General features: G+C 65.2%; 20 protein-coding genes. 12 read left to right on the top strand and 8 right to left on the bottom strand.

The annotated features are described in order from the left end of the window. Window positions 1-5: 5 nt before the first annotated feature. From purE to ACZ1JX_RS16705, 7 genes are all read left to right on the top strand, one after another. Window positions 6-491 (top strand): 5-(carboxyamino)imidazole ribonucleotide mutase, encoded by a 486-nt coding sequence (gene purE / locus ACZ1JX_RS16675; RefSeq protein ID WP_465124602.1) that lies wholly within the window; start codon window positions 6-8, stop codon window positions 489-491. Further along, entirely contained in the window at window positions 491-1,549 is a 1,059-nt protein-coding gene (locus ACZ1JX_RS16680; protein ID WP_465124603.1) for a 5-(carboxyamino)imidazole ribonucleotide synthase, read from the top strand. Before purE ends, ACZ1JX_RS16680 begins: the two co-directional genes overlap by 1 nt. Beyond that, a complete protein-coding gene (locus tag ACZ1JX_RS16685; protein WP_465124604.1) occupies window positions 1,546-2,043 on the top strand; it encodes a dihydrofolate reductase in 498 nt (165 codons plus the stop codon). The genes ACZ1JX_RS16680 and ACZ1JX_RS16685 overlap by 4 nt, the downstream gene beginning before the upstream one ends. Continuing rightward, window positions 2,040-2,963, top strand: a complete 924-nt coding sequence (locus ACZ1JX_RS16690) for a bifunctional riboflavin kinase/FAD synthetase (RefSeq protein WP_465124605.1) — start codon at window positions 2,040-2,042, stop codon at window positions 2,961-2,963. The genes ACZ1JX_RS16685 and ACZ1JX_RS16690 overlap by 4 nt, the downstream gene beginning before the upstream one ends. A 273-nt stretch (window positions 2,964-3,236) precedes the next feature. After that, window positions 3,237-6,113: an isoleucine--tRNA ligase gene (gene ileS, locus ACZ1JX_RS16695; protein ID WP_465124606.1), complete on the top strand. Its 2,877-nt coding sequence runs from the start codon at window positions 3,237-3,239 to the stop codon at window positions 6,111-6,113. After that, window positions 6,113-6,631, top strand: a complete 519-nt coding sequence (gene lspA, locus ACZ1JX_RS16700) for a signal peptidase II (RefSeq protein WP_465126448.1) — start codon at window positions 6,113-6,115, stop codon at window positions 6,629-6,631. The genes ileS and lspA overlap by 1 nt, the downstream gene beginning before the upstream one ends. Beyond that, window positions 6,631-7,044 (top strand): DUF3035 domain-containing protein, encoded by a 414-nt coding sequence (locus ACZ1JX_RS16705; protein ID WP_144905106.1) that lies wholly within the window; start codon window positions 6,631-6,633, stop codon window positions 7,042-7,044. The genes lspA and ACZ1JX_RS16705 overlap by 1 nt, the downstream gene beginning before the upstream one ends. A 52-nt stretch (window positions 7,045-7,096) precedes the next feature. Here the strand turns inward: ACZ1JX_RS16705 and ung are convergent, their stop codons facing one another. Further along, window positions 7,097-7,780: a uracil-DNA glycosylase gene (ung, locus tag ACZ1JX_RS16710; RefSeq protein ID WP_465124607.1), complete on the bottom strand. Its 684-nt coding sequence runs from the start codon at window positions 7,778-7,780 to the stop codon at window positions 7,097-7,099. Between the two features lie 98 nt (window positions 7,781-7,878). On the opposite strand from ung, the gene ACZ1JX_RS16715 reads away from it, so the two are divergent. Continuing rightward, complete coding sequence (locus ACZ1JX_RS16715) at window positions 7,879-9,183, top strand: UDP-glucose dehydrogenase family protein (RefSeq protein ID WP_465124608.1); 1,305 nt, start codon at window positions 7,879-7,881, stop codon at window positions 9,181-9,183. A gap of 89 nt (window positions 9,184-9,272) precedes the next feature. On the opposite strand, the gene rtcR is transcribed toward ACZ1JX_RS16715, so the two are convergent. Then, a complete protein-coding gene (gene rtcR, locus ACZ1JX_RS16720) occupies window positions 9,273-10,856 on the bottom strand; it encodes an RNA repair transcriptional activator RtcR (RefSeq protein ID WP_465124609.1) in 1,584 nt (527 codons plus the stop codon). 431 nt (window positions 10,857-11,287) lie between these two features. Between rtcR and ACZ1JX_RS16725 the strand changes: the two genes are divergently transcribed. The 3 genes from ACZ1JX_RS16725 (at window position 11,288) to ACZ1JX_RS16735 (ending at window position 14,787) form a co-directional block, all read left to right on the top strand. Continuing rightward, on the top strand, window positions 11,288-12,484 hold the full coding sequence (locus ACZ1JX_RS16725; protein ID WP_465124610.1) for an RtcB family protein: 1,197 nt from the start codon (window positions 11,288-11,290) through the stop codon (window positions 12,482-12,484). A 42-nt stretch (window positions 12,485-12,526) separates the two neighbouring features. Further along, on the top strand, window positions 12,527-13,540 hold the full coding sequence (rtcA, locus tag ACZ1JX_RS16730; RefSeq protein ID WP_465124611.1) for an RNA 3'-terminal phosphate cyclase: 1,014 nt from the start codon (window positions 12,527-12,529) through the stop codon (window positions 13,538-13,540). A 305-nt stretch (window positions 13,541-13,845) separates the two neighbouring features. Next, window positions 13,846-14,787, top strand: coding sequence for a division plane positioning ATPase MipZ (locus ACZ1JX_RS16735; protein ID WP_465124612.1), 942 nt, complete (start codon window positions 13,846-13,848; stop codon window positions 14,785-14,787). Window positions 14,788-14,833: 46 nt separating this feature from the next. Here the strand turns inward: ACZ1JX_RS16735 and ACZ1JX_RS16740 are convergent, their stop codons facing one another. From ACZ1JX_RS16740 to ACZ1JX_RS16765, 6 genes are all read right to left on the bottom strand, one after another. Continuing rightward, on the bottom strand, window positions 14,834-15,421 hold the full coding sequence (locus ACZ1JX_RS16740; RefSeq protein WP_465124613.1) for a hypothetical protein: 588 nt from the start codon (window positions 15,419-15,421) through the stop codon (window positions 14,834-14,836). Then, window positions 15,418-16,764 carry a sensor histidine kinase gene (locus ACZ1JX_RS16745; protein WP_465124614.1) on the bottom strand — a complete coding sequence of 449 codons (1,347 nt, stop codon included), beginning with the start codon at window positions 16,762-16,764 and terminating at the stop codon, window positions 15,418-15,420. Before ACZ1JX_RS16745 ends, ACZ1JX_RS16740 begins: the two co-directional genes overlap by 4 nt. Beyond that, on the bottom strand, window positions 16,761-17,450 hold the full coding sequence (locus ACZ1JX_RS16750; RefSeq protein WP_465124615.1) for a response regulator transcription factor: 690 nt from the start codon (window positions 17,448-17,450) through the stop codon (window positions 16,761-16,763). The genes ACZ1JX_RS16745 and ACZ1JX_RS16750 overlap by 4 nt, the downstream gene beginning before the upstream one ends. A 369-nt stretch (window positions 17,451-17,819) precedes the next feature. After that, complete coding sequence (locus ACZ1JX_RS16755) at window positions 17,820-18,710, bottom strand: SH3 domain-containing protein (RefSeq protein WP_465124616.1); 891 nt, start codon at window positions 18,708-18,710, stop codon at window positions 17,820-17,822. Window positions 18,711-18,851: 141 nt separating this feature from the next. After that, window positions 18,852-23,711: a hypothetical protein gene (locus ACZ1JX_RS16760; RefSeq protein WP_465124617.1), complete on the bottom strand. Its 4,860-nt coding sequence runs from the start codon at window positions 23,709-23,711 to the stop codon at window positions 18,852-18,854. Between the two features lie 17 nt (window positions 23,712-23,728). Further along, window positions 23,729-25,027, bottom strand: coding sequence for a tetratricopeptide repeat protein (locus ACZ1JX_RS16765; RefSeq protein ID WP_465124618.1), 1,299 nt, complete (start codon window positions 25,025-25,027; stop codon window positions 23,729-23,731). A 154-nt stretch (window positions 25,028-25,181) separates the two neighbouring features. Between ACZ1JX_RS16765 and ACZ1JX_RS16770 the strand changes: the two genes are divergently transcribed. Continuing rightward, window positions 25,182-26,093 carry a LysR family transcriptional regulator gene (locus ACZ1JX_RS16770; protein WP_465124619.1) on the top strand — a complete coding sequence of 304 codons (912 nt, stop codon included), beginning with the start codon at window positions 25,182-25,184 and terminating at the stop codon, window positions 26,091-26,093. Window positions 26,094-26,145 lie beyond the last annotated feature (52 nt).

The raw sequence follows: 26,145 nt of genomic DNA on the forward strand, positions 1-26,145 counted from the left end.
GGGAGATGTCTGAGAAGCCGCAAGTTGCCATCGTCATGGGCAGCCAGTCCGACTGGGAGACGATGAAGAACGCGTCTGCCGTGCTGGAGAAGCTGGGCGTGGCGCATGAATGTCGCATCGTCTCGGCGCATCGCACGCCTGAGCGGCTGGTGAGCTTTGCCAAGGGCGCACACCTCGAAGGCTTCAAGGTGGTGATCGCGGGCGCGGGCGGCGCGGCGCATCTGCCGGGCATGGTCGCCTCGATGACGCACCTGCCGGTGCTGGGCGTGCCGGTGGAATCGAAGGCCTTGAAGGGCATGGATTCGCTGCTTTCGATCGTGCAGATGCCGGGCGGGATTCCGGTTGGAACGCTGGCGATTGGTGTTCCGGGGGCGACGAACGCGGGGATTCTGGCGGCTTCGATTTTGGCGACTTCGGACGAGGCGTTGGCGCAGCGTCTGATCGCCTTCCGCACCGCGCAGACCGAATCGGTGGCGGAGAAGCCGGTCTGATGATCCCCCCCGGCGAGACGATCGGCATCCTCGGTGGCGGCCAGCTGGGCCGGATGATCGCGCTGGCGGCGGCGAACCTGGGCTATCGCTGCCACGTCTATGCGCCGGAAGCGGATTCGATTGCCGCCGATGTCTGCGCCGCGTTCACGCAAGGCGAGTATGACGACGAAGCGGCGCTGGCGGCTTTTGCCGCGCAGTGCGCCGTGGTTACCTATGAGTTCGAGAATGTGGCGGCTGCGCCTCTGGCGGCGGTGTCGGCACATGCGCCGCTCCATCCCCCCGCAAAGGCGCTGGAAGTGGCGCAGGATCGGGTGAACGAGAAGTCGTTCGTCGAAGCGCTGGGCGGGCGGCCCGCGCCTTGGGCCACGGTCGATTCGATGGACGATCTGCGCGCGGCGGTTGCCAGCATCGGCGCGCCCGGCATCCTCAAGACGCGGCGTGATGGCTATGATGGCAAGGGCCAGTGGCGGATCATGCAGCCGTCCGATGCGGAAGCCGTGGAGCTTCCCGGCAAGCCGCTGATCTACGAAGGCTTCGTGACGTTCGAGGCGGAGTTCTCGGTGATCCTCGTACGCACCGAGGCGGGCGAGGTGCGGTTCTGGGATAGCGCCGAGAATGTGCACAAGAGCGGTATTCTGGACCGTTCGACCGTACCTGCATCGCCGGTTATCGTGGCGCAGGTGGAAGATGCGCGGGCGCTCGCGGCGAAAGTGGCCGATGCGCTGGGCTATGTCGGCGTGCTGACGCTGGAATTCTTCGCCACGGCGGACGGCCCGGTGTTCAACGAGATGGCCCCGCGCGTGCACAACTCCGGGCACTGGACCATCGAGGGCGCGCTCACCAGCCAGTTCGAGAACCATGTGCGCGCGATCTGCGGGCTGCCGCTGGGCTCGACTGCGCTGGCGGCCAAGGGCGTGGTCATGGACAACCTGATCGGCGACGATGCGCACGATTGGCCCGCGATCCTTTCGGACCCTGCCAACCACTTGCACCTCTATGGCAAGGCGGCAGTGCGGCCCGGGCGCAAGATGGGCCACGTGACGCGGCTGGTGCTGTGAGCGGGGTACGGCCCGGACTCTTCCTGATCTACGCCCGCGCCACCAACGGCGTGATCGGCAAGGACAATGCCTTGCCGTGGCGGCTGCCTGCGGACTTGAAGCGGTTCAAGGCGCTGACGATGAACAAGCCTATGATCATGGGCCGCAAGACTTTCGAGAGCCTGCCGGGACTGCTGCCCGGTCGCCGCCATATCGTGCTGACCCGCGATGGCGGGTGGAGCGCCGAGGGGGCGGAAGTGGCGAAGAATGTCGAGCAGGCGCTGGCGCTGGCGCATGAGGGCGAAGTTGCCGTCGTCGGCGGGGCGGAGATCTACCGCCTGTTCATGCCCCTTGCCGAACGCGTGGAATTGACCGAGATACACGGGGCGTTCGAGGGGGATACCGTGATGGAGCCGCTCGGACCGGAGTGGATAGAGGTATCGCGCGAAGTGCATCAGGCGCAGGCTGAAAGACCCGCTTTCGATTTCGTCACTTACGCCAAGGTAGGCGCATGATCCGCCTCGACAGCCTGCAGCCGGTGCCGGAAACGATGCGTGGCGGGATTGTCGCGCTGGGCAATTTCGACGGGTTTCATCTGGGCCATCAGGCGGTGGTGGGCGAGGCGATCCGTTGGGCCAGGGCGGAAGGGCGTCCGGCTATCGTCGCCACGTTCGATCCGCATCCGGTGCGCCATTTCAAGCCCGATGCCGAGCCGTTTCGCCTGACCACGCTGGATCAGCGGCAGGAGTTGTTCGGCGCAGCCGGGGCCGATGCCATGCTGGTGATCCACTTCGGCGCGGATGTGGCGGGCATGACCGCGCTCGAATGGATCGAGGCGGGGCTGGTCGGGCATCTGGGTGCCGTGGGCGTGGTGACGGGTGAGGACTTCACCTTCGGCAAGGGCCGCAGCGGCAATGCGCAGGTGCTGCGCGAAGATGGGCCGCGCTTCGGGCTTTCGGCTCGCGCGGTGGGGCCGGTCACGCTGGAGGGTGAAGTCGTCTCATCTAGTCGCATCCGCGATGCGTTGAAATCGGGCGATTGCGAGACGGCGACGAAGCTGCTGACGCGGCCCTTCGCGATCCGCGGGCTGGTGCAGCATGGCGACAAGCTGGGTCGCACGATCAACTTCCCGACCGCCAACCTCGACATCGGCATGTACCTGCGCCCGCGCTATGGCATCTATGCGGTGACTGGGCGTTTGCCGGATGGTCGTCTGCTTAAGGGCGCGGCGAATCTGGGCATTCGCCCGACCTTCGATCCGCCCAAGGAACTGCTCGAGCCGCACTTTTTCGATTTCTCGGGCGATCTCTACGGGCAGGAAATCGAGGTGGCGTTCCACCACTTCCTGCGGCCCGAGGCGAAGTTTGACGGGCTGGATGCGCTGGTGGCGCAGATGGAGCGGGACTGCGACGAGGCTCGGCGGCTGCTGGCGTAGCGGTGGTTCTGTTTCACGCAGAGACGCGGAGAAGAAGTAGAGACGCAGAGATGCTGCGCCGGGCCGACAGGCTCTTTGTGCCGACGACCTGACGCAACACGCAAGCGCCGAGAATCCCAAGCGGCTTCGCCGCAAGCGCGACTTCTGTGCGTCTCTCTTCTTCCTCCGCGTCTCTGCGTGAAACAGCCTGCCTTTCCCCTAACGCAGTTCCTACCACCCCACCACGCCAGAAAAATTGCGCAAAGGCCGCCGCAGCGCTAAGGCCCGCCGGTCATGACTGAAGCACCGCGCCAAGAGCCCAGAGATTATCGACCGACCGTCTTCCTGCCGAAGACCGATTTCCCGATGAAGGCTGGCCTCCCCCAGAAGGAGCCGGTCATTCTTTCGCGCTGGCAGGACGAGGGGATTTACCGGAAGCTGCGCGAGGCGCGCAAAGGGCGCGAGAAGTTCATTCTGCATGACGGCCCGCCCTATGCCAATGGCGACATGCACATCGGCCATGCGCTGAACCATATCCTGAAAGACATGGTCTGCCGCACCCAGACGCTGCTGGGCAAGGACGCGCCCTATGTTCCCGGCTGGGACTGCCATGGCCTGCCCATCGAGTGGAAGGTCGAGGAAGAGTACCGCAAGAAAAAGAAGAACAAGGACGAGGTTCCGCCAAAGGAATTCCGCGCCGAATGCCGCGCCTATGCCCAGAAGTGGGTCGACGTGCAGCGCGAGCAGTTGAAGCGCCTCGGCATCAATGGCGATTGGGACAACCCCTACCTGACGATGGACGCCCAAGCCGAGGGAACCATCGTGCGCGAACTGCTGAAGTTTGCCGAAAGCGGCCAGCTCTATCGCGGGGCCAAGCCGGTGATGTGGTCGCCAGTTGAAAAGACCGCGCTGGCCGAGGCTGAAGTTGAATACGAGGATATCGTCTCGACCCAGATCGACGTGGCGTTCGAGATTGTTGAGTCGCCGATCGCGGAACTGGTCGGCGCGCATGCGGTGATCTGGACGACGACGCCGTGGACGATCCCGGTGAACCAGGCTTTGGCTTATGGGCCGGAGGTTGAGTATGTGCTCGTCGGTGACTCTGGCGAGCCTGCAATGCTGCTTGCCAAAGAGTTGGTGTTGAACGGCGATGTTCTTCATCGGCTCGGCAAGGCGCGCGAAATCGATGTGCTCTGGCAAGGCAAAGGCTCTGACCTCACCGGAACGATCTGCCGCCACCCGATGCACGCGCTCGGCGGGTTCTTCGCCAAGCCGCGTCCGATGCTGCCGGGCGATTTCGTCACCACCGACAGCGGCACCGGCCTTGTTCACATGGCGCCCGATCATGGCGAGGACGACTTTGCGCTGTGCAAGGCGCACGGGATCGAGCCGGTGTTCGCGGTGCAGGGCGATGGCAAGTATCGCGAGGACTGGGCATGGCTCGGCGGGCAAGGCTCGGTCATCAACCCCAAGTTCAATGCGCCCGACGGGCCGATCTGTGAGGCCCTGCGCGAGGCTGGCGGGCTGCTGGCGGCGAGTGCCGATTACAAGCATTCCTATCCGCATTCGTGGCGTTCGAAGGCCAAGGTGATCTATCGCTGCACGCCGCAGTGGTTTGTGCCGATGGACAAGGAACTCCCCTCCCGCAGGCGGGAGGGGGCGGGGGTGGGCCTTGCCGCAAGCGACACCTCTGAAACAAGCCCACCCCTAACCCCTCCCGCCTGCGGGAGGGGGACGCTCAGGGAAACCGCGCTCAAGGCCATCGCCGACACGCGCTTCGTGCCAGAGAAGGGCCGGAACCGCATCGGTGCGATGGTTGAAGGTCGTCCGGACTGGGTGCTGTCGCGCCAACGCGCGTGGGGTGTCCCGATCACGCTGTTCGTGGATCGCAAGACCGGCCAGTACCTCAACGATCCCGAAGTGAACGCGCGCATTGTCGCCGCCGTCATGGCCGAGGGCGTGGATGCGTGGGACGAGGAACGGGCGCAGGAGTACCTAGGCGAGAAGTACAAGCTCGACGATTACGAGCGCGTCACCGACATCTTGGACGTGTGGTTCGATTCCGGCTCCACCCATGCCTTCGTGCTGGAATCGGGGCGCTGGCCGGACCTGCAATGGCCTGCGAACCTCTATCTCGAAGGGTCGGACCAGCATCGCGGCTGGTTCCAGTCCTCGCTGCTGGAATCCAGCGCCACGCGCGGGCGGGCGCCTTATGATGCGGTGCTGACGCACGGGTTCACCATGGACCAGAAGGGCATGAAGATGTCCAAGTCGCTCGGCAACACGATCAGCCCGATCGATCTGATGCGCGATTACGGCGCGGATATCCTGCGGCTCTGGGCGCTCTCGGTCGATTTCACCGAGGACCACCGCATCGGCAAGGAGATCCTGCAGGGCGTTGCCGACCAGTATCGCAAGCTGCGCAACACCTATCGCTATCTGCTGGGCGCGCTGGACGGTTTCAGCGAGGACGAACGGCTGCCGGTGGCGGAGATGCCCGAGCTGGAGCAGTACATGCTCGGCCTGCTCGGCAAGCTGGACGCCACGTTGCGGCAGGCGGTCGATGACTTCGACTACAACACCTATGTCCGCGCGCTGACCGACTTCTGCAACGAGGACCTCTCGGCCTTCTTCTTCGATATCCGCAAGGACTGCCTCTATTGCGACGCGCCGACTGACCCGAAGCGCCGCGCCTATCGCACCGTGCTCGACACGCTGTTCCACGCGCTGGTCCGCTATGGCGCGCCGGTGCTGGTGTTCACGTCCGAGGAAGTGTGGCAGTCGCGCTATCCGGGCAGCGACAGCGTGCATCTGCTGGAATGGCCGGAAGTGCCTGCCGTTTCGGTGGACGAAGCGCGCTGGAACGAGCTGCGCGCCCTGCGCCAGACGGTGAACGAAGCCATCGAACCTCTGCGCCGCGAAAAGGTGCTGGGTTCGGGCCTCGAAGCGGTCGTGACCGTGCCGGAATCCGCTCCGGAAGCCGATCTGGCGGAACTGTTCATCACCGCGACAGTAATGCGCGGGCAGGGCAGTGACGTGACCGTCACCCGTTCCACCGACCACAAGTGCGGCCGTTGCTGGCGCCTGCTTCCGGAAGTCACGGAAGACGGCGCGCTGTGCGACCGTTGTGACGAGGTCGTGGCGGCAATTGACGCAGGTGCAGCGGCTTGATGCTGACCCGTCCGCGCATCGAGGGCCTTGGCCTCGCGCTGCTGGTGGCAGTGGTGGACCGGATCGTGAAGGCGATCATGGTCGGCCCGCTGATGCTGCGCGATCGGGCGGTGATCGATCTGCTGCCGGTGTTCGACTTGCGCTATGCCGAGAACGAGGGCGTCTCCTTCGGGATGTTCACCGCGACCTCGATGGAAATGCGCTATGGCCTGATCATCGTGACCGCGCTCATCGCGCTGGGCGTGACGGTGTGGATGCTGCGCGAAACGCTGCGCGGGGACATCCTTGCGCTCGGCCTCGTGCTCGGCGGGGCGCTCGGCAATATCTATGACCGGCTGATGTTCGGCTACGTCATCGACTATGCCGACCTGCACATCGGCACGTGGCGGCCTTTCGCTATCTTCAATCTGGCCGACGTGGCGATCACGTTCGGTGTCCTGATACTGCTTGCCCGCTCGTTCAAATCGCGCGAAAAGCCCAACGATAGCGGCGACCATACCGCCACGGAGAATGCATGATGCGTAAAGCTGCCGCCCTTGCTCTTGTCGTCTCGGCGGCGACTCTTCTGTCGGCCTGCGGTGGCGGCGGTTCGCTGTTCAACCGTGACCGTCCCGACGAAATGGCCGTGACCCGCGCCGCGCCGCTGGTGGTGCCGCCCGATTTCGCGCTGACCCCGCCGAGCCCCGGCGCGCCGCGTCCGCAGGATTCGGAAACCGGCAAGCAGACGCTCGAAACCCTGTTCGGCGGCCCTTCGGCGCGTTCGAGCGTGGAAACGGATGCGATCAACCGTTCGGGCACCGCTGCTGCCTCGATCCGCTCGACCGTGGGCGATCCAGGCACGCAGACCGTGGCCAAGGGCCAGGTCGTGCGCGACATCCTGTCTGCGCCGGAAGGTGACGGGCAGGCTGCTTCGGCTGCGATCCCGGGCTGATCTTCGGCTTGATGGACTGACGAAAGGCCCCGCTCCGGCGGGGCTTTTTGCGTCACACCCGCCAGTCAATCGCCCCGCGTCCCTTCGCTTCGAGGAAGGCGTTGGCTTGGCTGAACGGTTTCGAGCCGAAGAAGCCGTTGTGCGCGGACAGCGGGCTGGGGTGCGGGGCCTTCAGCACCAGATGTGGGCCATGGGCGAGCGCCGCCACACGCGCGGCCTTCTTCTGCGCGTGGCTGCCCCACAGGATGAACACCGTGGGATCGGGGCGCGCGGCGACGGCTTCGACGGCGGCATCGGTGAACAGTTCCCAGCCCTTGCCCTGATGCGATCCGGCATTGGCCGCTTCCACCGTCAGCGCATTGTTGAGCAGCAGCACGCCCTGCTCTGCCCAGTGCGTGAGGTTGCCGTGGGCCGCGCGGGGGATGCCGAGGTCGGCTTCGAGCTCCTTGTAGATGTTCACCAGGCTCGGCGGGATCTTTACGCCGTGCTGGACCGAGAAGGCGAGGCCATGGGCCTGCCCTGGACCGTGATAGGGGTCCTGCCCGAGGATGACGACGCGCACCTTGTCGAGCGGGGTCATCTCCAGCGCGGCAAGGCGGGTGCCGCGGGGCGGGTAGATCACCTTGCCCGCGCGCTCCTCGGCTTTGATAAAGCCGCCCAGCGTGCGCAGCGGCGGCGATTGCAGGACGTGTTCGAGCGCGGGGCGCCAGGATTCGGGGAGCGTTGTGGTGGTCATGTTCCCGAAAGGTTAGACGCGTAGGAAGCCCGCCCGCAAGCAGGGTTCCGGGATTGCCTCCCGCTTGCTAACAGCGCTGTGCTGTACGGAGTGCTTTGATGAAGATCGCAATGGTTGGCTCGGGCTATGTCGGGCTGGTTTCTGGAGCCTGCTTTGCCGATTTCGGCCACGATGTGGTCTGCATCGACAAGGACGAGAGCAAGATCGAGCGGCTGCGGGCGGGCGTGATGCCGATCTACGAGCCGGGTCTTGCCGAACTGGTCGCAGCAAACGTCAAGGCGGGGCGGCTGTCGTTCTCGACCGATCTTGCCGCATCCATCGAGGGCGCGGCTGCGATCTTCATAGCCGTGGGCACGCCTTCGCGGCGAGGTGATGGGCATGCCGACCTGACCTATGTCTATGCGGTGGCGCAGGAGCTGGCAGCCAACATCACCACGCCCACGGTGGTCGTCACCAAGTCGACCGTGCCCGTGGGCACTGGCGACGAGGTTGAGCGGATCATCCGCGAGAGCGGCACTGACGTGAAATTCGCCGTGGTGTCCAACCCCGAATTCCTGCGCGAGGGTGCGGCCATCGGTGATTTCAAGCGTCCTGATCGCATCGTCATCGGGGCCGAGGAAGAATGGGCGCGCGGCGTGATGCGCGAGGTCTATCGCCCGCTGTTCCTCAACCGCGCACCGATTCTGTTCACCTCGCGCCGCAGCAGCGAGCTGATCAAGTACGCCGCCAATGCCTTCCTCGCCACCAAGATCACCTTCATCAACGAGATGGCGGACCTGTGCGAAAAGGTCGGCGGCGATGTGCAGGACGTGGCGCGCGGCATCGGTCTCGACAATCGAATCGGCGCCAAGTTCCTCCACGCCGGGCCGGGCTATGGCGGCTCGTGCTTCCCCAAGGATACGCTCGCTCTGCTCAAGACGGCTGAGGATTACAACAGCCCGGTGCGGCTGGTGGAAGCGGTGGTCAAGGTCAACGACAGCCGCAAGCGCGCAATGGGCCGCAAGGTGATCGAGGCGCTGGGCGGCGATGCGCGGGGCAAGCGCGTCGCGCTGCTCGGCCTCACGTTCAAGCCCAACACCGATGACATGCGCGATGCGCCCTCCATCGCCATCGTGCAGACGCTGCTTGATGCGGGTGCCGAAGTGCTGGCCTACGATCCCGAGGGCATGGAGGCGGCCGCCGCGATCATGCCCGACGTTAAGATGGTTTCGAGCACATACGCCGCCGTCGAAGGGGCGGATGCCGTAGCACTCGTCACCGAATGGGATGCGTTTCGCGCGCTGGACTTTGCCCGCGTGAAGAAGCTGATGAACGCGCCGGTGCTGGTCGACCTGCGCAATGTCTATGACCCGGCAGAAGCGCGCGCGGCGGGCTTTGCCTACAGCAGCGTGGGCCGGGTCTAGGTGTTTGGTCCGGGCACGTAGGCGGCGGAGGCTGCCTGAGCTGGGTCAGGATCGCTTGCCTTTTGGCCGGCAGGTTGGCTGTGGCGAGCTCAGCTCAGCCGCTCCCAGGACAGACCAAAACGGCCAAGGTACTTGCGCAAGCGATCGGCATCATTGGTACTGGCGCGCTTGGTGCGCGAAGCGGCAAAAAGCAGGCGTCCCGCTTCGGACAGCGAACGGCTGGCTCGGCAAGTTGCAACGACATACGCCAGCTGGACCCGATCAAACGGATCAAGATCTGCGCGTTGCCGATCATCCAGCAGCGTGTCGAGGTCGTCTGCCGGACGCTCGTTGCCGACCCAAAGTCGCCTCAATCGCGCAATCTCTGTGGCAACCACGTCACTGTCGATGCGGCCTTTGGGCGAAAACGTCGCCATTCGGGTGATACTTGCGGCAAGGTCGCGGAAGTTGCCCGGCCATTGCGCCTCGTTCGAGACGGCAAAGGAAAGATACCGGTCGCGGGCTTCCTTGTTGAAGGTCACGCGTTCGCCTTCGCGTTCGGCATGGCGATCAAGTTCGTAATCCAGGTTCGGCGCAATGTCCTCGCGACGTTGGGCAAGTCCCGGCAGCGTGAAAGTCCACAGATTGAGCCGGGCGTAGAGGTCTTCGCGGAAGGTGCCGTCTGCCACGCACCGGGCTAGATCGCGGTTTGTGCCGGCGATCAGCTGGAAGTTGCTCTCTGTCTCACGGTCGGCACCGACGGGCAGGAAGCGCTTGTCCTCGATTGCGCGCAGGATCATCGCCTGCTCGTCGAGGCCGAGCTCGCCGATTTCGTCGAGGAACAGGAGGCCGCCGTCCGCTGTGCGCAGCAGACCCGGGCGGTCGGCCGCGGCGCCTGTGAATGCACCCTTCTTGTGGCCGAACAACGCAGACATCGCGCTGTCGCCGCGCAAGGTCGCGCAGTTCACTTCGACGAACTGTCCGCTGACCTGGCGCTTCAGCTTCTTCAGTTCGAAGATCCGGCGCGCAAGCTGGCTTTTGCCTGCACCTGTCGGCCCCATCAGCAGGATCGGCGCACGGGTGCGGCTCGCGACTTGCTCGATCTCTTCGATCATCGCGTTGAACGCAGGATTGTGCGTTTCGATGCCCGACTTGAGGAACGAGGTACTCGCCTCAGCCTCGCTGGCAAAGCGTGTGGCAATGCTGTCGTAACGCGACAGATCGAGGTCGATGACGCTCCATGTCCCTGCAGCGTCAGGAGCGCCACGCTTGGGTTGCGTCTGCAGTAGCCGCCCCGGAAGGTAATGGGCTTCCGTCAGCAGAAAGAGGCAGATCTGTGCGACGTGAGTGCCGGTGGTGATGTGGACAAGCAAATCCTCGGCATCAGGATCAAACGGCTGCGCGCGCGCGAAATCGAGAAGCTTGCCGTAAACTTCCTCGAAATCCCAAGGGTCCGCAAAGTCGATCACATGATGCTCGACGTCCGTCTCGGGGGATACGGACGCGATATCCTCGGTCACGTACTGGGCAAGGCGTCTGTGAGCCGTGCCGTGGATCATCACGAAGCGATCCACGCGCAGGTCTTCGTGCATGCACAGCCCCACTGATGGCCGCCACTTCATCCAACGTGAAGGGCCGAACTTGGACGCATCCAATGTGGAGCCGAGAAAGCTGATGACGGTGACAGGCTTCATGCGCCAAATTTCTATCATCTTATCCTATGGGATACAAATTGGACACCGCCTGATAGAGTGCCGTGCAAACCGAAATCCCCAAGTTCATAAAAATACCATTATATCTCAGTATTGTACTTTCTCTCGAAGCAGCCCTCATCCAAACTGGCACGGTACCTGCTGATACTTCTGTGTCGGGTAGGTCGAACAGCCCGGCACAAGCGGAGCCGCAGGGCGGTCGGAATGGGCCGACCGCCCTCAAGGTCCGAGACAGGGTGTAGCTCGGATGCGCCAGAGCGCCGGCCTTGGGAGCCGGAGGTCGGTGGTCCGAATCCAGCCCCGGGGCAACCGGAGAAGCTCAGGAGAAATGTCTCGCCAAAATCTCTTCGCCAGCACCATGATGCAACCAAAGGAGGCCGATCGAGGCCGATACGACTTTCGAATTCCAGCACGTGCCCGGCGGGGTGCCGATCAAGATGTGGACGCGTGGCGTGCCCGTCGAGGACGAGGCGCGGGCACAGCTGACGCGTGCGGCGCAGATGCCGTTCATCTTCAAGCACGTGGCAGCTATGCCCGACGTCCATGTCGGCATCGGCGCGACTGTGGGGTCGGTCATCCCGACCAGGGGTGCCGTCATTCCGGCAGCCGTTGGCGTCGACATCGGCTGCGGCATGATGGCCGCGCGCACTTCGCTGATGGCACACGACCTGCCCGATACGCTCGATGGCATCCGCTCTGCGATCGAGCAGGCAGTTCCGCATGGGCGCAGCGTCGGACGCGGGCAGCGCGATCACGGTTCGTGGGGCTCGCCACCCCCGGCGATCGTCGATGCCTGGGCAGTGCTCGTGGCGCGGTTCGAGGCGATCTGCGCCAAGTTCCCGCGGCTGAAGAACACCAACAACCTCACGCACCTCGGCACGCTGGGCACGGGCAACCACTTCATCGAGCTGTGCCTCGATCAGGAGGCGCGCGTCTGGGTCATGCTGCATTCCGGTTCGCGCGGGGTGGGCAATGCGATCGGCACGTTCTTCATCGAGCTCGCCAAGCAGGACATGCGCAAGTGGCACATCAACCTGCCCGACCAGGATCTCGCCTACTTCCCGGAAGGAACCGATCACTTCGATGACTACGTCGAAGCGGTTGGCTGGGCACAGGACTTCGCCGCGCTGAACCGCCGCATGATGATGACCAACGTCATCGCCGCGCTGCGGACAAAGATCGCCAAGCCCTTCGAGGCTGAAATGGAAGCGGTGAACTGCCATCACAACTATGTGACGCGGGAAAACCACTTCGGCGAGAACGTGCTCGTGACCCGCAAGGGGGCGGTGCGTGCGGCCAAAGGCGTGCTGGGGATCATCCCGGGCTCGATGGGAGCGAAGAGCTTCATCGTGCGCGGATTGGGCAACCCGGAGAGCTTTGACAGCTGCAGCCACGGCGCGGGCCGCGTCATGAGCCGCACCCAGGCCAAGAAGCTGGTGTCGCTCGACGAGCATATCGCCGATACCGAGGGCGTCGAGTGTCGCAAGGACGCTGGCGTGATCGACGAGACGCCGCGGGCCTACAAGCCGATCGAAGCCGTGATGGCCGCACAGGCCGATCTGGTGGAAATCGTCCACACGTTGAAGCAGGTCGTCTGCGTGAAGGGCTGATCCCCTTCATGCAGGCCGCCAAGCCTCCTGATTGGTAGACAGATGATTACGATCGACGGTTCGGAAGGCGAAGGCGGGGGCCAGATGGTGCGCAATTCGTGCGCACTCGCGCTGGTCACCGGGCAGCCCTTCCGCATCACCGACATCCGCGCCAGGCGCCCGAAGCCGGGATTGATGCGCCAGCACGTCACGGCGGTAGAAGCGGCAGCGGCGATTTCGGGCTCCGAATGCACGGGTCTTGCGGTGGGCAGTTCGGAACTGACGTTCCGTCCCGGTCGCACCATCCCCGGTGAGTACCACTTTGCGGTCGGCACGGCAGGCTCGACAGGGCTCGTATTGCAGACCGTGCTGTTGCCGCTTGCGCTGGCAGGTGGCCCGTCGCGCCTCGTGCTCGAGGGTGGGACGCACAATATGCTCGCGCCTCCGTTCGAGTTCATCGAACGCGCATTCATGCCGATCATCAACCGGATGGGGCCGCAAGTCTCAGTACGGCTGGTCCGTCATGGCTTCTATCCACGCGGCGGCGGCAGGATCGAGGTGGACATCGTACCCGCGCCGTTGACGCCCTTGGATTGCACCGCACGTGGCGACAGACTTGGCGTGTCTGCCACAGCGGTCTTTTCGGCACTTCCTGGCGAAATCGGGGAACGCATGCTGGCGCGGACGCGGCGCGATCTTGCCGATTGGCCCGAGGAAGCGTTTCGCATGTGTCAGGTCCCGGCAGACCAGGGGCCTGGCATCATTCTCCTCCTCGAAGCCCGATACGCCAACGTCACCGAGATCGTGAGCGCATTTGGCCAGCTTGGCGTAACTGCCGAACGACTGGCGAAGACCGCCGCCGCTCGCATGCAAGGGTATGCAGAATCCTCCGCTTTTGCAGGCCCTTACCTTGCCGATCAGTTGGTGCTTCCGTTCGTGCTTGCGTCAGGTGGTGCGTTCACGACCGTGAAGCCGAGCCAGCATCTGCTGACGGCGATCGACATAGCCAGGAGCTTTACGGGTCGGCGTTTGGAGATCGCTAAGCAGGATGGACATCACGTCATCTCAGTCGGGTAAAGTCACGCAGGTCGCAGACCGGGTTTCTGATTTGGGAGACTGACCAAATCAGGTTCTTGTTTGGCTGACGGGCCACGCAAGTCTCCTCATCCCGATAGAGAGAGTAAGCCCATTCTTGCGCATCGCCCGCATAGAGCGGTGTCCACCCGCTCTAAGGCATGCTGCCGTAACCTCATGGTCTATGCCGATAGAGCCAAACGGCTGTTGATACCATCGGACGCGTGCCTGATGATGCCAGAACAGTTCCCGTGTGAAAGCGTCGGATAAACGGCTCTGCCAAGAGCGGCGAGCCGGAAAGGTCTCAGGTGAACACATCTGCATCCGGCTGGGGTGACGGCTCGGTACCCTCGGTGATCCTGGGGGAAGTCGTCAGTCGACCGCGCATTCCGGCACATGTCATCGTCTTTGCCAACGAGAAGGGTGGCGTAGGCAAATCCACCTTGGCAATGCATGTCTGCATTGCGCTGAGCTATTCAGGTGCGAAGGTTCTTGCAGTTGATCTGGACCGCCGACAGAAGTCGCTGGCCAGTGCGCTTGATGTACGGTCTGGCACTGCAGGTGCCCTGCGGATCGAACTTCCAAGCCCTCGGCATCTCGTGCTCGAAAAGCAAAGTGGCGCGCTGTTGCATCAGGAAATCAACCGTCTGGGGGGCGGCGTCGATTTTGTTGTCATCGATCTGCCCGGATCGGATTCCACGACTGCGCGCTTTGCCATGGCGATTGCCGACACTCTCGTGACGCCTGTCGGCAACTCGACGTTCGATACAACGGGTCTCGGGAAGATAAATCACGTAACCCGGCAGTTTGCCGGCCCGGGCCAATTCGGAGCCCTGGTGTCCGAGCTTCGGGGTGAGCGAGCCCGCTTGGGTCTGCCGCCGATCGATTGGCTGGTGCTCAAGAACCGCGGACGCAGCAGCGACCAGCGACTAAGCGCCCAGACCGATGATGCCCTGCGCCAGATGGCCGCTGCGATGGAGTTTCGAATCGCAGCAGGACTCTCCGAAAGACTTGGCTTTCGTGACCTTCTGTCATTTGGCCTGACCTATCTGGACCTGAGCAGGATTCCCAGCCTCGGCAAGCGGCGTCACGATATCGAGGACAATATCGTGACCTTGCTGGCGGCCCTGAACCTGCCCGGCTTCGATGTGATGGAGAATTCCGGCCCCCGCTCGAGGACAAGACCGCAGCTTCTGAAGAGCGCCGAGGAAAGATACGTCCGATCACTTCATGCGCATCTCGGGAAGTGATCAAGCGCAACGGTAACGCCCTACAGTCTCGATCACCGCTGCGGCCTCAGTCGATCACGAGATAATAGCCCGCAGCGTTGCTCGAAGGATTGGTCAGCACGATCTCGAAGCGTCCGCTGAACAGCGGCGTCCACATGCATTCGCGGGTGCGCGCCTTGGCGGGCGGGCAGACCGGCTTGGCCTCGCCGTCTAGCACCGTAAAGTCGAGTCCCGCCTGTCCCGGCGTCGCCACTGCCACGCGCGCCGATCGGCCACCGTCGAACAGCTGCGGCAGGCGCACCGTCGCGCCGGGGTTGAGCATGCCCGCCTTGTAGGCAGGGCCCAGCACGCGCCCGCGATAGGGCGGCGTCTTTGGTATTGCGGCCTTGCTGCGCCACGTGGCCACCGGGTCCGCCTCGCCGGCCATGGGCCGTGCGCCGAACGCATCGAGCGCGGCAAGGATCGCGCCCAGCCGCTTGGGATCGCCCTGTGCGGCATCGGCATCGGCAAGCAGGCTCGCCACCGCCTCGGCCGGTTCTGCCGTGCCCGACAGCACCACGCGAACCGGCACTTCGCGCGCGGCGCGGGTACCGTCGGCAGCGCAACCGCCGAGCGCGAGAGCGCAGGCAAGGCTCAGGGCTGAAAGGACTTTCATGGGGCAGGCTCCAGGATGAATTGCGCGCCGCGCGGGGTATCGCCCAGCCTCAGGACAAGGCCGTGGCGCTCGGCAATGGCGCGGGAAAGGGCAAGGCCGAGACCGTGGCCGGGCCGGTCACCGGGGGCGGTTGCACGCGCAAACCGTTCGAACACGCGGTCGCGCTGGTCGCGGGGAATGCCGGGGCCGTCGTCCTCCACCGTCACTTGCGGGCCGGGGCGCAGGATCAGGCGGACGCACCCGCCTTCGGGAACGTACTTGATCGCATTGTCGAGCAGGTTGGACAGCAGCCGAGTGATCTGCATCCGCTCGCCCAGCATGGTCACGCCCTTGGCAATCGACATTTCGAGAGTCAGCCCGGCGTCTTCGGCACTGCCTTCGTAAAGGTCCGCAAGACTGGTGACGAGCGCGCTCATGTCGATCTCGGCGAGGCCCGCCAGATCGCCCCGGCGGCTCTCGGCAGAGGCGATGTCGAGCAGCGAATCGAGCATCGACAGGATCGCGCGAATATCCTCGCGTGACTGGCCGATCGGCCCGCCCGCGCCTTCAGGCCGGGCCTGCATCGCCGTGCCCAGGCGGTTGTCGAGGTGCATCAGCGGGGTGCGGACTTCGTGCGCGACGTGTTCGGACACCTGCTTGTAGGCCTTCAGCAGTTGCGCCTGCCGCGCCAGAAGCCTTGCGCCGTGGCCTGCCACTTCGTCGATCTCGTCGCCGCCACGCAGGCGGGCGGGAAAGCTCGCGGCGCGCCCGTCCGCCGCCGCTCCAAGCGCCGCGTTCACAGCGTCCATCCGCCGCGCAAGATGCCGCGCCGTGATCCAGGCAACGAACGCGACTGCCGCGACGATCGCCGCGCCCACGGCAAGGAACGCGGCTGACAGCACGGCAAGCGCGGACCTGTCGCGGTCGTACTCGCGCGCCACCAGCAGTTGCAGGTCCGGGGCAAGCTTGGCCCCTTGCGCATAGACCTCGGTGCCATCGCCCAGCGTCACGAACCCCTCTTCTGAGCGCGCGGCATTGAGCTCGGGCCAGCGCTTCACGTCGCCCGCCAGCAAGCGCCCCGCGCCATCGGCGACCATGTAGTGCGATCGCCGTCCTTCGAGGCTGACCACGTCCTGCCGGTCGGCCACGCGACGCAACAGTTCCTCTCGGCCCGCCGTCGCATAGATGTCGATCAGGCCTGCCAGATCTGTCGAGACGGTGGCGGAAAGCGAAGTGCGGGTCTGGCGCTGGACGGTGATCGTGGTGACCGCAAACAGCACGCCCACCGCGATGACCGCGATCAGGATCGAGGCCGTCGTCAGCTGGCCGAAGATCGACCGGGCACGGACGCGCGCAGGCTTCATTCGCCTCTCGTCAGGCGGTATCCCGCACCCCAGATCGTCTCGAGCGCAGGTGCGGCAAAGCCGTCTTCGAGCTTGCGGCGCAGGCGGCCGATGTTGACGTCGACGACGTTGGTCTGGGGATCGAAGTTCATGTTCCACACATCGCGCAGCAGCATCTCGCGCGTCACCGTCTCGCCCGCGTTCTCCATGAAATAGCGGAACAGCGCGAATTCCTTGGGGCTGAGCGCGATGTGCTTGCCCGAACGGAACGCGGTGCGGGCCTTCACGTGGCATTCGAACGCGCCGTAGATGATCACCGCGCCGTGGACCGCACCCGCTGCCCGGCGGTGCAGCGCCCGCAGCCGGGCCACCAGTTCCTGCGGTTCGTAAGGCTTGGCGAGGTAATCGTCGACGCCCGCTTCCAGCCCCTCGATGCGGTTCTCGCTGCGCCCCAGCGCCGAGAGCATCAGCACCGGTGTGCCCACGCCCGCGGCGCGCAGGCGCGAGACGATGGTCAAACCGTCGATGTCGGGCAGCATGCGGTCGAGGATGATCACGTCAAAGTCTTCGGCCCCGGCGCGCTGCAACCCTCCGGTTCCGGTCTGCTCCCAGGCCAGCCGGTCGCCATCGGCGAGCACGAGGTCCTGCACCGCCTGCGCGGCGCGCGGATCGTCTTCCACATACAGGATGTTGAGACCGCTCTTCATTCTGGAACTCCGGGGCTCGACCTCTGCCACATGGCCGAACCGTCCGACGCGATCATTTCACGCCGGACGGTGGCCATGCAACACTTCGTTTCGTGCGCAGGAGCCAGATGACGCTAGGTTGCATCGCCGGGATTGCGTCAGGAAGCTTCTCGGCAAGGAACTTTGCGCAGGCCGGGCTGGTTGCCCCGGACAAGCAAAGTGACGCTGTCCGAGGGGCTTCCTGACGCAACCCCGAAGGGGCGGGCCGCTTTTGGCCCATCGCAGCGTCGATCGTCGGTCACTATGGACGAGCATGGCTCCCTCCTCTCTCCTCGCGCTGGGCCAAAATCGGCTCCGTCACGACGATGCAACCTAGCGTCATCTGGCTCTTCAGCGCATGTCCTCTACCGAGACCCAGCCCTTGGTGCCGAAGCTGTCCTGGACCTCGATGAACAGACCTTGCCGCTGACCGGTGGGGGTGAGAGCGGTTCCGGCGCGCACGGTGCGAAGCGTTGCGGACTTGAGGTCGGCGGCGGCCAGCATCTTGGTGTCGATCGCCGTTGTCGCGGCTACTGGCGCGGGAGCCGGTGTCGGGGCGAGCGCTGCGGCAGGAACGAGCGAGGCGAGCGAGGGGCCTTGCGCCGATATGCCATTGAAAGCCTTGACGAATGCCTCGATCAGCATCTGCCCGTCCTTGCTCCCGGCATAGGCCGCGCCGGTCGCGCCGCTGGCCACGGCGCCGATGGTTCCGCCGCCATTTCCGAAAGAAATCGTGGTCTTCTTGACCTCGCCCGCGCCCGAAGCGACGGTCTGGCCATTGGCCGGGCTGATCAGGCGGATGCCCGCGGCCACCACCTTCTTCTTGCCGCCAAAGCCGCCGAACATGCCGAGCATCGAGCCGCCGCCGGGAATCCCGCGCAGCATCCCGCTCGCCGCGCCCGAGCGGACGAGGCCTTCCATGGCGACGCCCTTGGCGGTTTCGATGGACTTGTCGACTTCTTCCTTGTCGCCCGCGATCACGTTCATCAGGAACGTGGCGGGCTTGCCGCTGGCGGGATCATGGAGCGCGAAGCAGCCGGATTCACGGGCCATCGCGGCGATCAGTTCGCGCGGCGAGGACAGGCCGTACTTGGTCCAGCCTTGCGTATCGCCATCGACCAGCGCGACCGTGCCGTAGCTCGTTTCGCACTTGTTGAGCGTGACGGGCGGTTCCTTGTCAGCTGCCAGGGCGGCGGTTGAAACCATTGAAAGTACGGTGAAAGCAAAGGTCCTGCGAAGCATCGGTCATCCCCTTGAAACCGGGCCGCACCCCTCGTGCGGCCCTTTTCCAACTCTGGGGTAACTCTGCGGCAACTCCCCCCTGACTCCCACACAACTGTCCCGTCACTCTCGTGACAAATGCGGTCATCTTGGTTGACGTTCTCAGGGTGCCTTCGGACCGAACGCGATGGCACCTGCAACATTGCCGGTGGTCGTCTGGAGGAAATACCCGACGCCGGCATGAGACGCGCCGTTGCCAGCGAGGAACCCTTCCATCGAAACGCCCGAGGCCCCCGTCAGAGTCATCTGGCCGGTGCCGGCCGCGAACGTCGTTCCGCTTGTACGGAGCGACAACGAGGGGCTTGCCGCGCCGCCTGCTGTCGACATCGTCACGGCCGAGCCAGAGACCGTCAGCGCCGCTTCGAACCCGACCTTGGCGGCAGTGAAATCGACCGAGAGCTTGGCGCTGTCGAGCGTGCCGACGACCGCGTCGCCTGTTGCCGGACGGGTGCTGCCGACGAGGGCGTAATCGACCTTGCCGCTGGTCGGCACGTTGGTGGCAGGCGTGCCCCAGACTTGCGCGAGGCCACCTGCGCCGAGCGTGGTGTTCCCCAGCTGGCCAAGGCTGGTGACCCCGCCGTTGACCCAGCGTGACCATGCAATCACGCCACCTGCGGTGCCGTTGTCGGTGTTGGTCGCGCCGTTGAGTTTGTAGAACCCGTCGATCTGCGAAATCTTGCCGTCGCTGGTGGCGGTGACATTGGTGGTGTTGTCGAACGTGGCGAACCTGCCGCCGCCCACAAAGCCGACGTACTTGGCGGTTCCGGTGGGAGCGGCGGTCGTTCCGGTGCTCCCACCAGTGCCAGAACCGGTTCCCGTTCCGGCGCCCGTCCCCGAACCCACCTTGAGCGCTGCTGCGCCGATGATGTTCTTGCCGCTGCCTGCGGGGCTGACGGCGGTGTAGGTCAGGCCGATCTTGTCGGTGCTGCCTGCCCAGCTGCCGAAGGCGGCGATGTAGCAGGTGCCGGTGGAGCAGGTGCCGGAATGATCGTCACCCGGCACCACGAAGCTGAAGCTCTGGTTCGAGAACACGTTGAAATCACTGGTCGATTGCGTGATGTCGGCAAGGCCGCCGGGCGTTGCGAAGTCGAAGGTATAGGCCCCGCCGCCCGCGCCGCCTGTTGGCATCACGATCTTCGCTTCCATCCCGACCTTGGGCACGGCGAGCCCGAAGTTGACTTTGAAGCTGCCGGTGAATGTGCCGGGTGCGCCCGATCCGTCGATCCACGTCGGCTTGGTCGCCGCATAGAGATCGTACTGGATGATCCCCGTCGTCGGAGCGGCAAAGCCGGTCGGCAGGGCGCTAGTCATTACGTAGTGGAAGCCCTGATTGGCATTCAGGGTGAAGGGGTTGGCCCCGGTGTTGGTGCCATTGGACCAGCGACCGAGCAGCACATCGGCATCGCCTGCCACGTCGCCGATGGTCATCGTGCCCGGCGTGCGGGTGAAGTTTCCGGCGCGGGTATAGCTGGTCAGCCCGCCATTGCTGTCGAGCGTATAGGCCAGCGCGCTGAAGCCCGATTCGCTGCCCGCGAGCAGGGTCCCGCTCGACAGGCGCAGCGTCGTGATGAAGTTGATCCGCGGATTGGTGCCGGTGAAGCCCCCGGTGTAGCTGGTGAGAACGCCGCCCGTGCCCGTGCCCCCGCTGCCCGTGCTTCCGCCCGGTAGCGTGCCCTCCTTGCCGAAGATCACCGCGCCCTGAAGGCGGCCTGCGTTGAACGCGCCGCCGTAGGTCTGATACATCAGGCCGAGGCGCTCTTCGGGCCTGGTTCCAGCAAAATCGCCGTAGAGGCTGATGTTGCAGCCGGTGCCGCCGGAGACGCAGGCCTGCCCGGTGCCGGTCATGCCGGTGCCGAAGAAGTAGTTGCCGAGGCTGTCGTAGATCACCTCCTGCATCTGCCCGCCCGCATAATTGGGCGTGCTGAAGGTGTAGGTCACATCGCCGCTGGCCTCGGGCATGACGATCGTGCCGAGCGTGCGGAAGGTCAGCCGGGTGTTGTTGCTGGAAAAGCCGATGGTCAGCGCTGCATCGAAAGTGCCCGGCGCGGTGCGCCCGTCGGAATAGACCGGACGCGTTGCCGCCAGCACCTTGTAGTCGATGGTGCCCGAAACCGGCAGCGTTCCCCCCTTGGGCGCGAGGACCACGTAGGGCAGGCCATTGTTGGTGCCAAAGCCAAACTGGCTGTTCTTGAAGCGGGCATTGCCATCGTAGAAACGGCCGACGATGGCGCTGGCATCGCCTGCTATGTCCGTGACCTTTGCGCCAAGCGTGCCGATGTCGCCAGCCGAGAACAGCGAGCCATCGGCATTGATGTTGGGCGTGGAGTTGGCCGGCTGGATGTTCCCGGCGTGTCCGGCGATGGCCTTCGATCCCGATGCGTTCGAGGGGAAGCCGCCGGTGTAGGTGGTAAGCCGCGTGCCGCCCGTACCGCCTCCGGTGCCACCGCCTGAACCCGGAAGGCCTGAGAACAGGTCCGGATTCCCGCCGCCCGCCAGATAGACGTAGAAGCTCTGGATGAAGGCCAGCGTCGTGCCATCGAACAGCGCGGCGAGGACGCCCGCATCGGTCAGCGCCTTGAGGTAGGCGAGGATCTGCGCCTGCGTGAGCGCGGTGTATTCCGAAGGCTTTCCGCCGCCTGCGAGGAAGGCGTAGTAGGCTTCGAGCGCGGTGACGTACGTCGCATAGACCGGCAATGCCGAATAGCCATCGGGCGTGCCGCCGCCTGCGAGGAACGCGTAGTAGGCGGTGAGGAACTGGGCTTGTCCTGCCAGCAGCGTGGAGAGCTTGCCGCTGTCGATCAGCGCCTTGATGTACTGCTGCAGCAGGGCAAGGTCTGCGCCGGTATAGGCGCTCGGCACGCCGCCTGCCTGAAGGTAGGCGACATAGGCCGAAAGCGCATCGGCAAAGGCCTGATAATTCGGCGGGGTGGGCAGGCCGGTGTAGAGGTCGGGGTTTCCGCCATTGGCAAGATAGGTGAAGAACGCCGTGTAGAAGCTGGCAAGCTGGCCGAGGAAGGCCTCGTTCGCGCCGACCGCCGAAAGGGCTGCCAGATACTGCCGGATCTCGTCCTGCGTCAGCGCGGTATAGGCCGAGGGCAGGCCTCCGTTCTGGAGGAAATCGTAATAGGCCTGCAGCGCGGTGGCGTAGCCGGTGAACACGTTGAACGGCAGGCCCTGCCACCCGTCAATCGTGCCGCCGCCTGCAAGGTAGGCAAGGTATTGCGCATAGAACGTGGCAGTGTTGCCCAGGAAGCGGTCAAGCGCGCCCGCTGCGGCCAGCGCATCGAGATACTGGCGCAGCACGGCAGGATCGAGCGCGGTATAGGCAGATGGCACGCCACCTGCGGCAAGATAGGCCTGATAGCTGGCGAGAGCCTGCGCGTATCCTGCAAAGACATTGGCGGGCAGGCCCTGCCAGCCGTCGATGGTGCCGCCCCGTTTCAGATGGGCGAGATACTGCGCATAGAACGTCGCCTGAGCGCCCAGCACCTGCTCGAACAGGCCGGTGGCCTGCAGCGTTTCGAGGTATTGGCGCAGCGCGGCGGGATCGGCGCCTTCGTACTGGCTCGGCAACTGGCCGCTCTGCAGATAGGCGAAATAGGTGGTCAGCGCAGTGCGGTACTGCTGGATGAAGGCCGTGCCGCCATTGGCGAGATAGGCCTGGAGCAGCGCACGGTCGCTTTCGGCCAGACGGACGAGCAGGCCGGAATCGTTGAGGAATGTGATGTAGGCGGAAAGCGTCGCCTGGGTTGCCCCTTCGAAGGCCAGCGGATCGCCGCCGCTGCGGATGAAGCTGAAATAGGCTTGGGTCAGCGAGGTATAGCGCGCGACGAACTGGTCAGCGTTCCCGCCGCCAAGGATGAAGGCGAGGTAGGCGTCGACCAGCACGCGGTTCTGGCTCGACAGCGCGGCAAAGCCATCGGTGCGCGAGCGGTAGGAGATGAAGGCGTTGATGTCGGTGAGCGAGGTTCCGCTGAACGACGAGGGTGCCGCGCCCGAGCGGACGAGATCGAGGAACTGCACCATCAGTCCGGCATAGACGGTGAGGAACTGCGCCTGCGACTGGCCCGAGGCGAGGTAGTTCAGGTAGGCGCGGATCACGTCGGCCTGGGCCTGGTTGAACGGGCGGCCGCCGTAGAGGCTTTCCAGCCGCGCGGCATAGGCGACGAGGTTGGCGAGATCGTCCGAGGGGAAGGTCTCGAGCGACGGATTGGCAACCGCTGCTTCGATGCGCTGGCCCGAAGAGACGATGTCGCCCGAGGCTCCGGCGGCGGCGAGCGCTTCGCCAAGCACCACCGGCACGCCGTTCTGCGCAGCAGCGGCTGGACCGCCATTGCTGATCGAAGCGACTTGCGGTTCAGGGGCAGGCGTAGGTGTGGGCGTCGGGGCCGGTGTTGCAGCGGCAAGCTGGGCCTGAAGCTGCGGCGTCATGCGCGGTGCGGGGGCGACCGGGGCCGAGGTGGCAAGGCGCGGGTGACCATTGGCGACTTCCCACGCCTGTCCGGCATTGAAGCGCTTTTCCTCGCGCCCGTTGGCGATGGAGGCAAGGCCGGTGAGGACGCGGCCCGTCGCCTTGGTCTTGCCGCTGGCGTCGGTATCGACCGAGAAGCTGCCCGAGGAGCCCGCACCGCTGATCTTGCCGGTGCCTTGCCCGCCAAGACGCACCACGGTTTCGCTCATCCCTGCGCCGGTGACGGTGACGTTGCCCTTGAACAGGTCGACCGTGCCATCGGGGCGCAGCTGGAACTCTGCGCCTTCGACGAAGGACAGCATCGCGCCGCTGGACAGGCGGATCTGGGTGACGCCCGAGCCTTGGGTCACGCGCTCGCCGCGCAGGGCGGCGGCGGCAAGGTCGGCGTTGTCGGCAAAGACCACTTCCTGTGCTTGCGCGCGGGTGGCGAGCGCCAGGCTGGAGGCTCCGATCAGGAGGGCGGTGAGGGTGCGTGTGGCGGGGGTGTTCATGGGACTTGTCTCCCGGATCAGAATTCGAAGCGCGCGCCGGCCTGCACGGTCCAGCGTTCGTGATCGTAAAGAGCGATGTTCGACCAGTTGCGCGACCATGTCGCCTTGGGCTGGAGGAACAGGCGCGGCAGGACGGCGATCTTGACCGCAGCGGTCAGGTCGACGCGCTCGTCATGGCGCTTGCGCATGAACAGCAGGTCGGCGCGGTCATAGCGGCGCAAGTCGAAGGCAATGCCGCCGACGACCGCGACCTTGGGTGCGATCTGGATTTCAGCGCCCGCGCTGGCTCCGGCGAAAGTGTTGGATTCGGCATCGCCTGCCTGTTTGCGGGTTTCCTCGTGCCCGCCGATCAGGTTGACCGAGAACTGCCGCGCAGCAAGGCCGAGGCCCACGGCGAAGCGGTCTGCATCGCGCAAGGGGTCGCGGTCGTAGTCGAAGCGGGTGTACTGGACGGAGGCGGAGAGGGCTTTGCCCCCGTCCAGCATGTGGGTGTACTGGCCGATCGCGCCATAGGCGGTGCGGAAGCCTCTGTGGCCGAGCCAGTACTTCTGCACCTGCCCCGAAAACGAGGCCACATCGCGGTTGGCAAACGTGTGGGCAAAGCCTGCGGTGCCGGTGAGGCTGGCCTGGTCGAAGGCGGCGCTGTCCAGATTGTCGCGGAAATTGCCGAGCAGCGAGCCGAACACGCGGTCCTGCCGCGAGATCGCGCTGACCGCGCTGACGCCGCCCGACAGGTCGTAAAATTCGTCCTTCTGCGCGCGCGCACCGTTGCCCAGCGTGCCGGGACCGAGCGCGGCGAAGAGCGGGATGGTGATCGAGGTCAGCTGGGTGGCCGAGTTGATGTTGCTGTCATGCCCGAAGGCGGCCTCAGCGAACCCTGACACATCAGAGCCGCCTCCCTTGATCTGCTTGTCGAACTGGCGGACGAAGCCGGTGAAGCGCTGGCGCACAGGGTCGGGGATCGTCGGATCGTCGACCACGGTGGCGAACTGGGCGCGGGCGGTGTCGATGTCTCCGGCAAGCGCATAGGCGCGGGCGAGTTCGGCGCGGGCCGGGGCATTGTCGGGCTGGCGGGCGAGGACGCGCTGCAGGGCGACGATTGCCTCGCCATAGTGTCCCGCGTCAGACGCGGCGAGGCCGAGGGCATAGTCGAAAGCCGGGTCTCCGGCCTTGGTGCGCTCCTGCGCGGCGAGCGCGGTATAGCGGGCTTCGGCTTCGCTGGCGTTCGCTGTCTGGCCGAATGCGGGCGCGGGAAGCGCTGCCGCCACGGCCATGGCGCAGGCACTGGCCTGCAGGAAAAGATGCTTGGTCGCCATCGTACCCCTCGCGACTGGATGATGGCGTTTCAGCTATCGCGCGAGGCCGGGGATGTCCGATGACAATGGTTGTTAGGCGGGTGACAAGGCCTGTCGGGCGGCTTGGAGGGCTGTCACATAGACAGGCGCTATGCTTGCGCGGTAAGGTATCGACATGAGTGACCAGCCTTCACGCCTCCCCATCGATCCTCGCGCTGTCGCGACCTTCTGGCGGGTTTGCGAGACGGGATCGATCAGCGGGGCGGCGCGGGCGATGAACCTTTCGCAGCCTTCGGTCTCGAACACGATTGCGCTTCTGGAACAAAGGCTTGGTGTCACGCTCTTTGCCCGCGCGCGCAGCGGCATCGTGCTGACGCGCGAGGGTGAGGCGCTGCGCGATCGGGCCGAGGCGATGGTGCGCCTGCTGGAGACGGCGGCGGTCGAGGTGGACCATGCCGCGCGCAACGTGGCGGGGCCGCTGCGGATCGGCGGAACGCCGGGTGCGCTGGTCAGTCTCCTGCCGCAGGCGGTGGCGCGGCTGGAAGAACGCGTCGGGCCCTTCGCGCTGAGCGTGATCGAGCGGCCGGACCCGCAACTGGCCGACCTGCTGCGTACCGGCGCGATCGACCTTGCTTTCGTGACCACCGAGATCGAGGAGTGCCCGGCGGACCTTGTCGAGGTGACGGCGTCGCGGGATTCGTTCTCGCTCATCGTCGGGCGGCGGCACGATGCGCTGGGCGATGCGCTCTCGCTGCGCGACGTGGCCGAGCTGCCGTGGGTCTTGCCAGAGGCGCAAGGCGCGTTCCGGCGGCAGGTCGATGCACTGTTCCTCGCCGCGGGCGTGCCGGTGCCGCAGAACGTGATCCGCTGCGATTCGCTGCTCACCACCAAGGCCATCGTCCGGCATAGCGACCGCGTGACCGTGCTGCCGCGCACGGTCGCTGCTGCAGAGCTGAGCATCGGTGTGCTGCGCGCCATCGCCATTGCCGAGGCGACGTTCGAGCGCAGCGTCGGCGTGCGCCACCTTGCCGACCGCCGGCTGCCGCCGCTGGGCCGCGCCATGCTCGAGGTTCTGGCCGAGTTATAGCCTGCGGCAATGGCTGGGCGATAATCCGGTATTTTACCTTATGTTGAGGCCG

It is taken from the genome of Novosphingobium sp. BL-A-41-Hi4A-0G, from assembly GCF_055521735.1.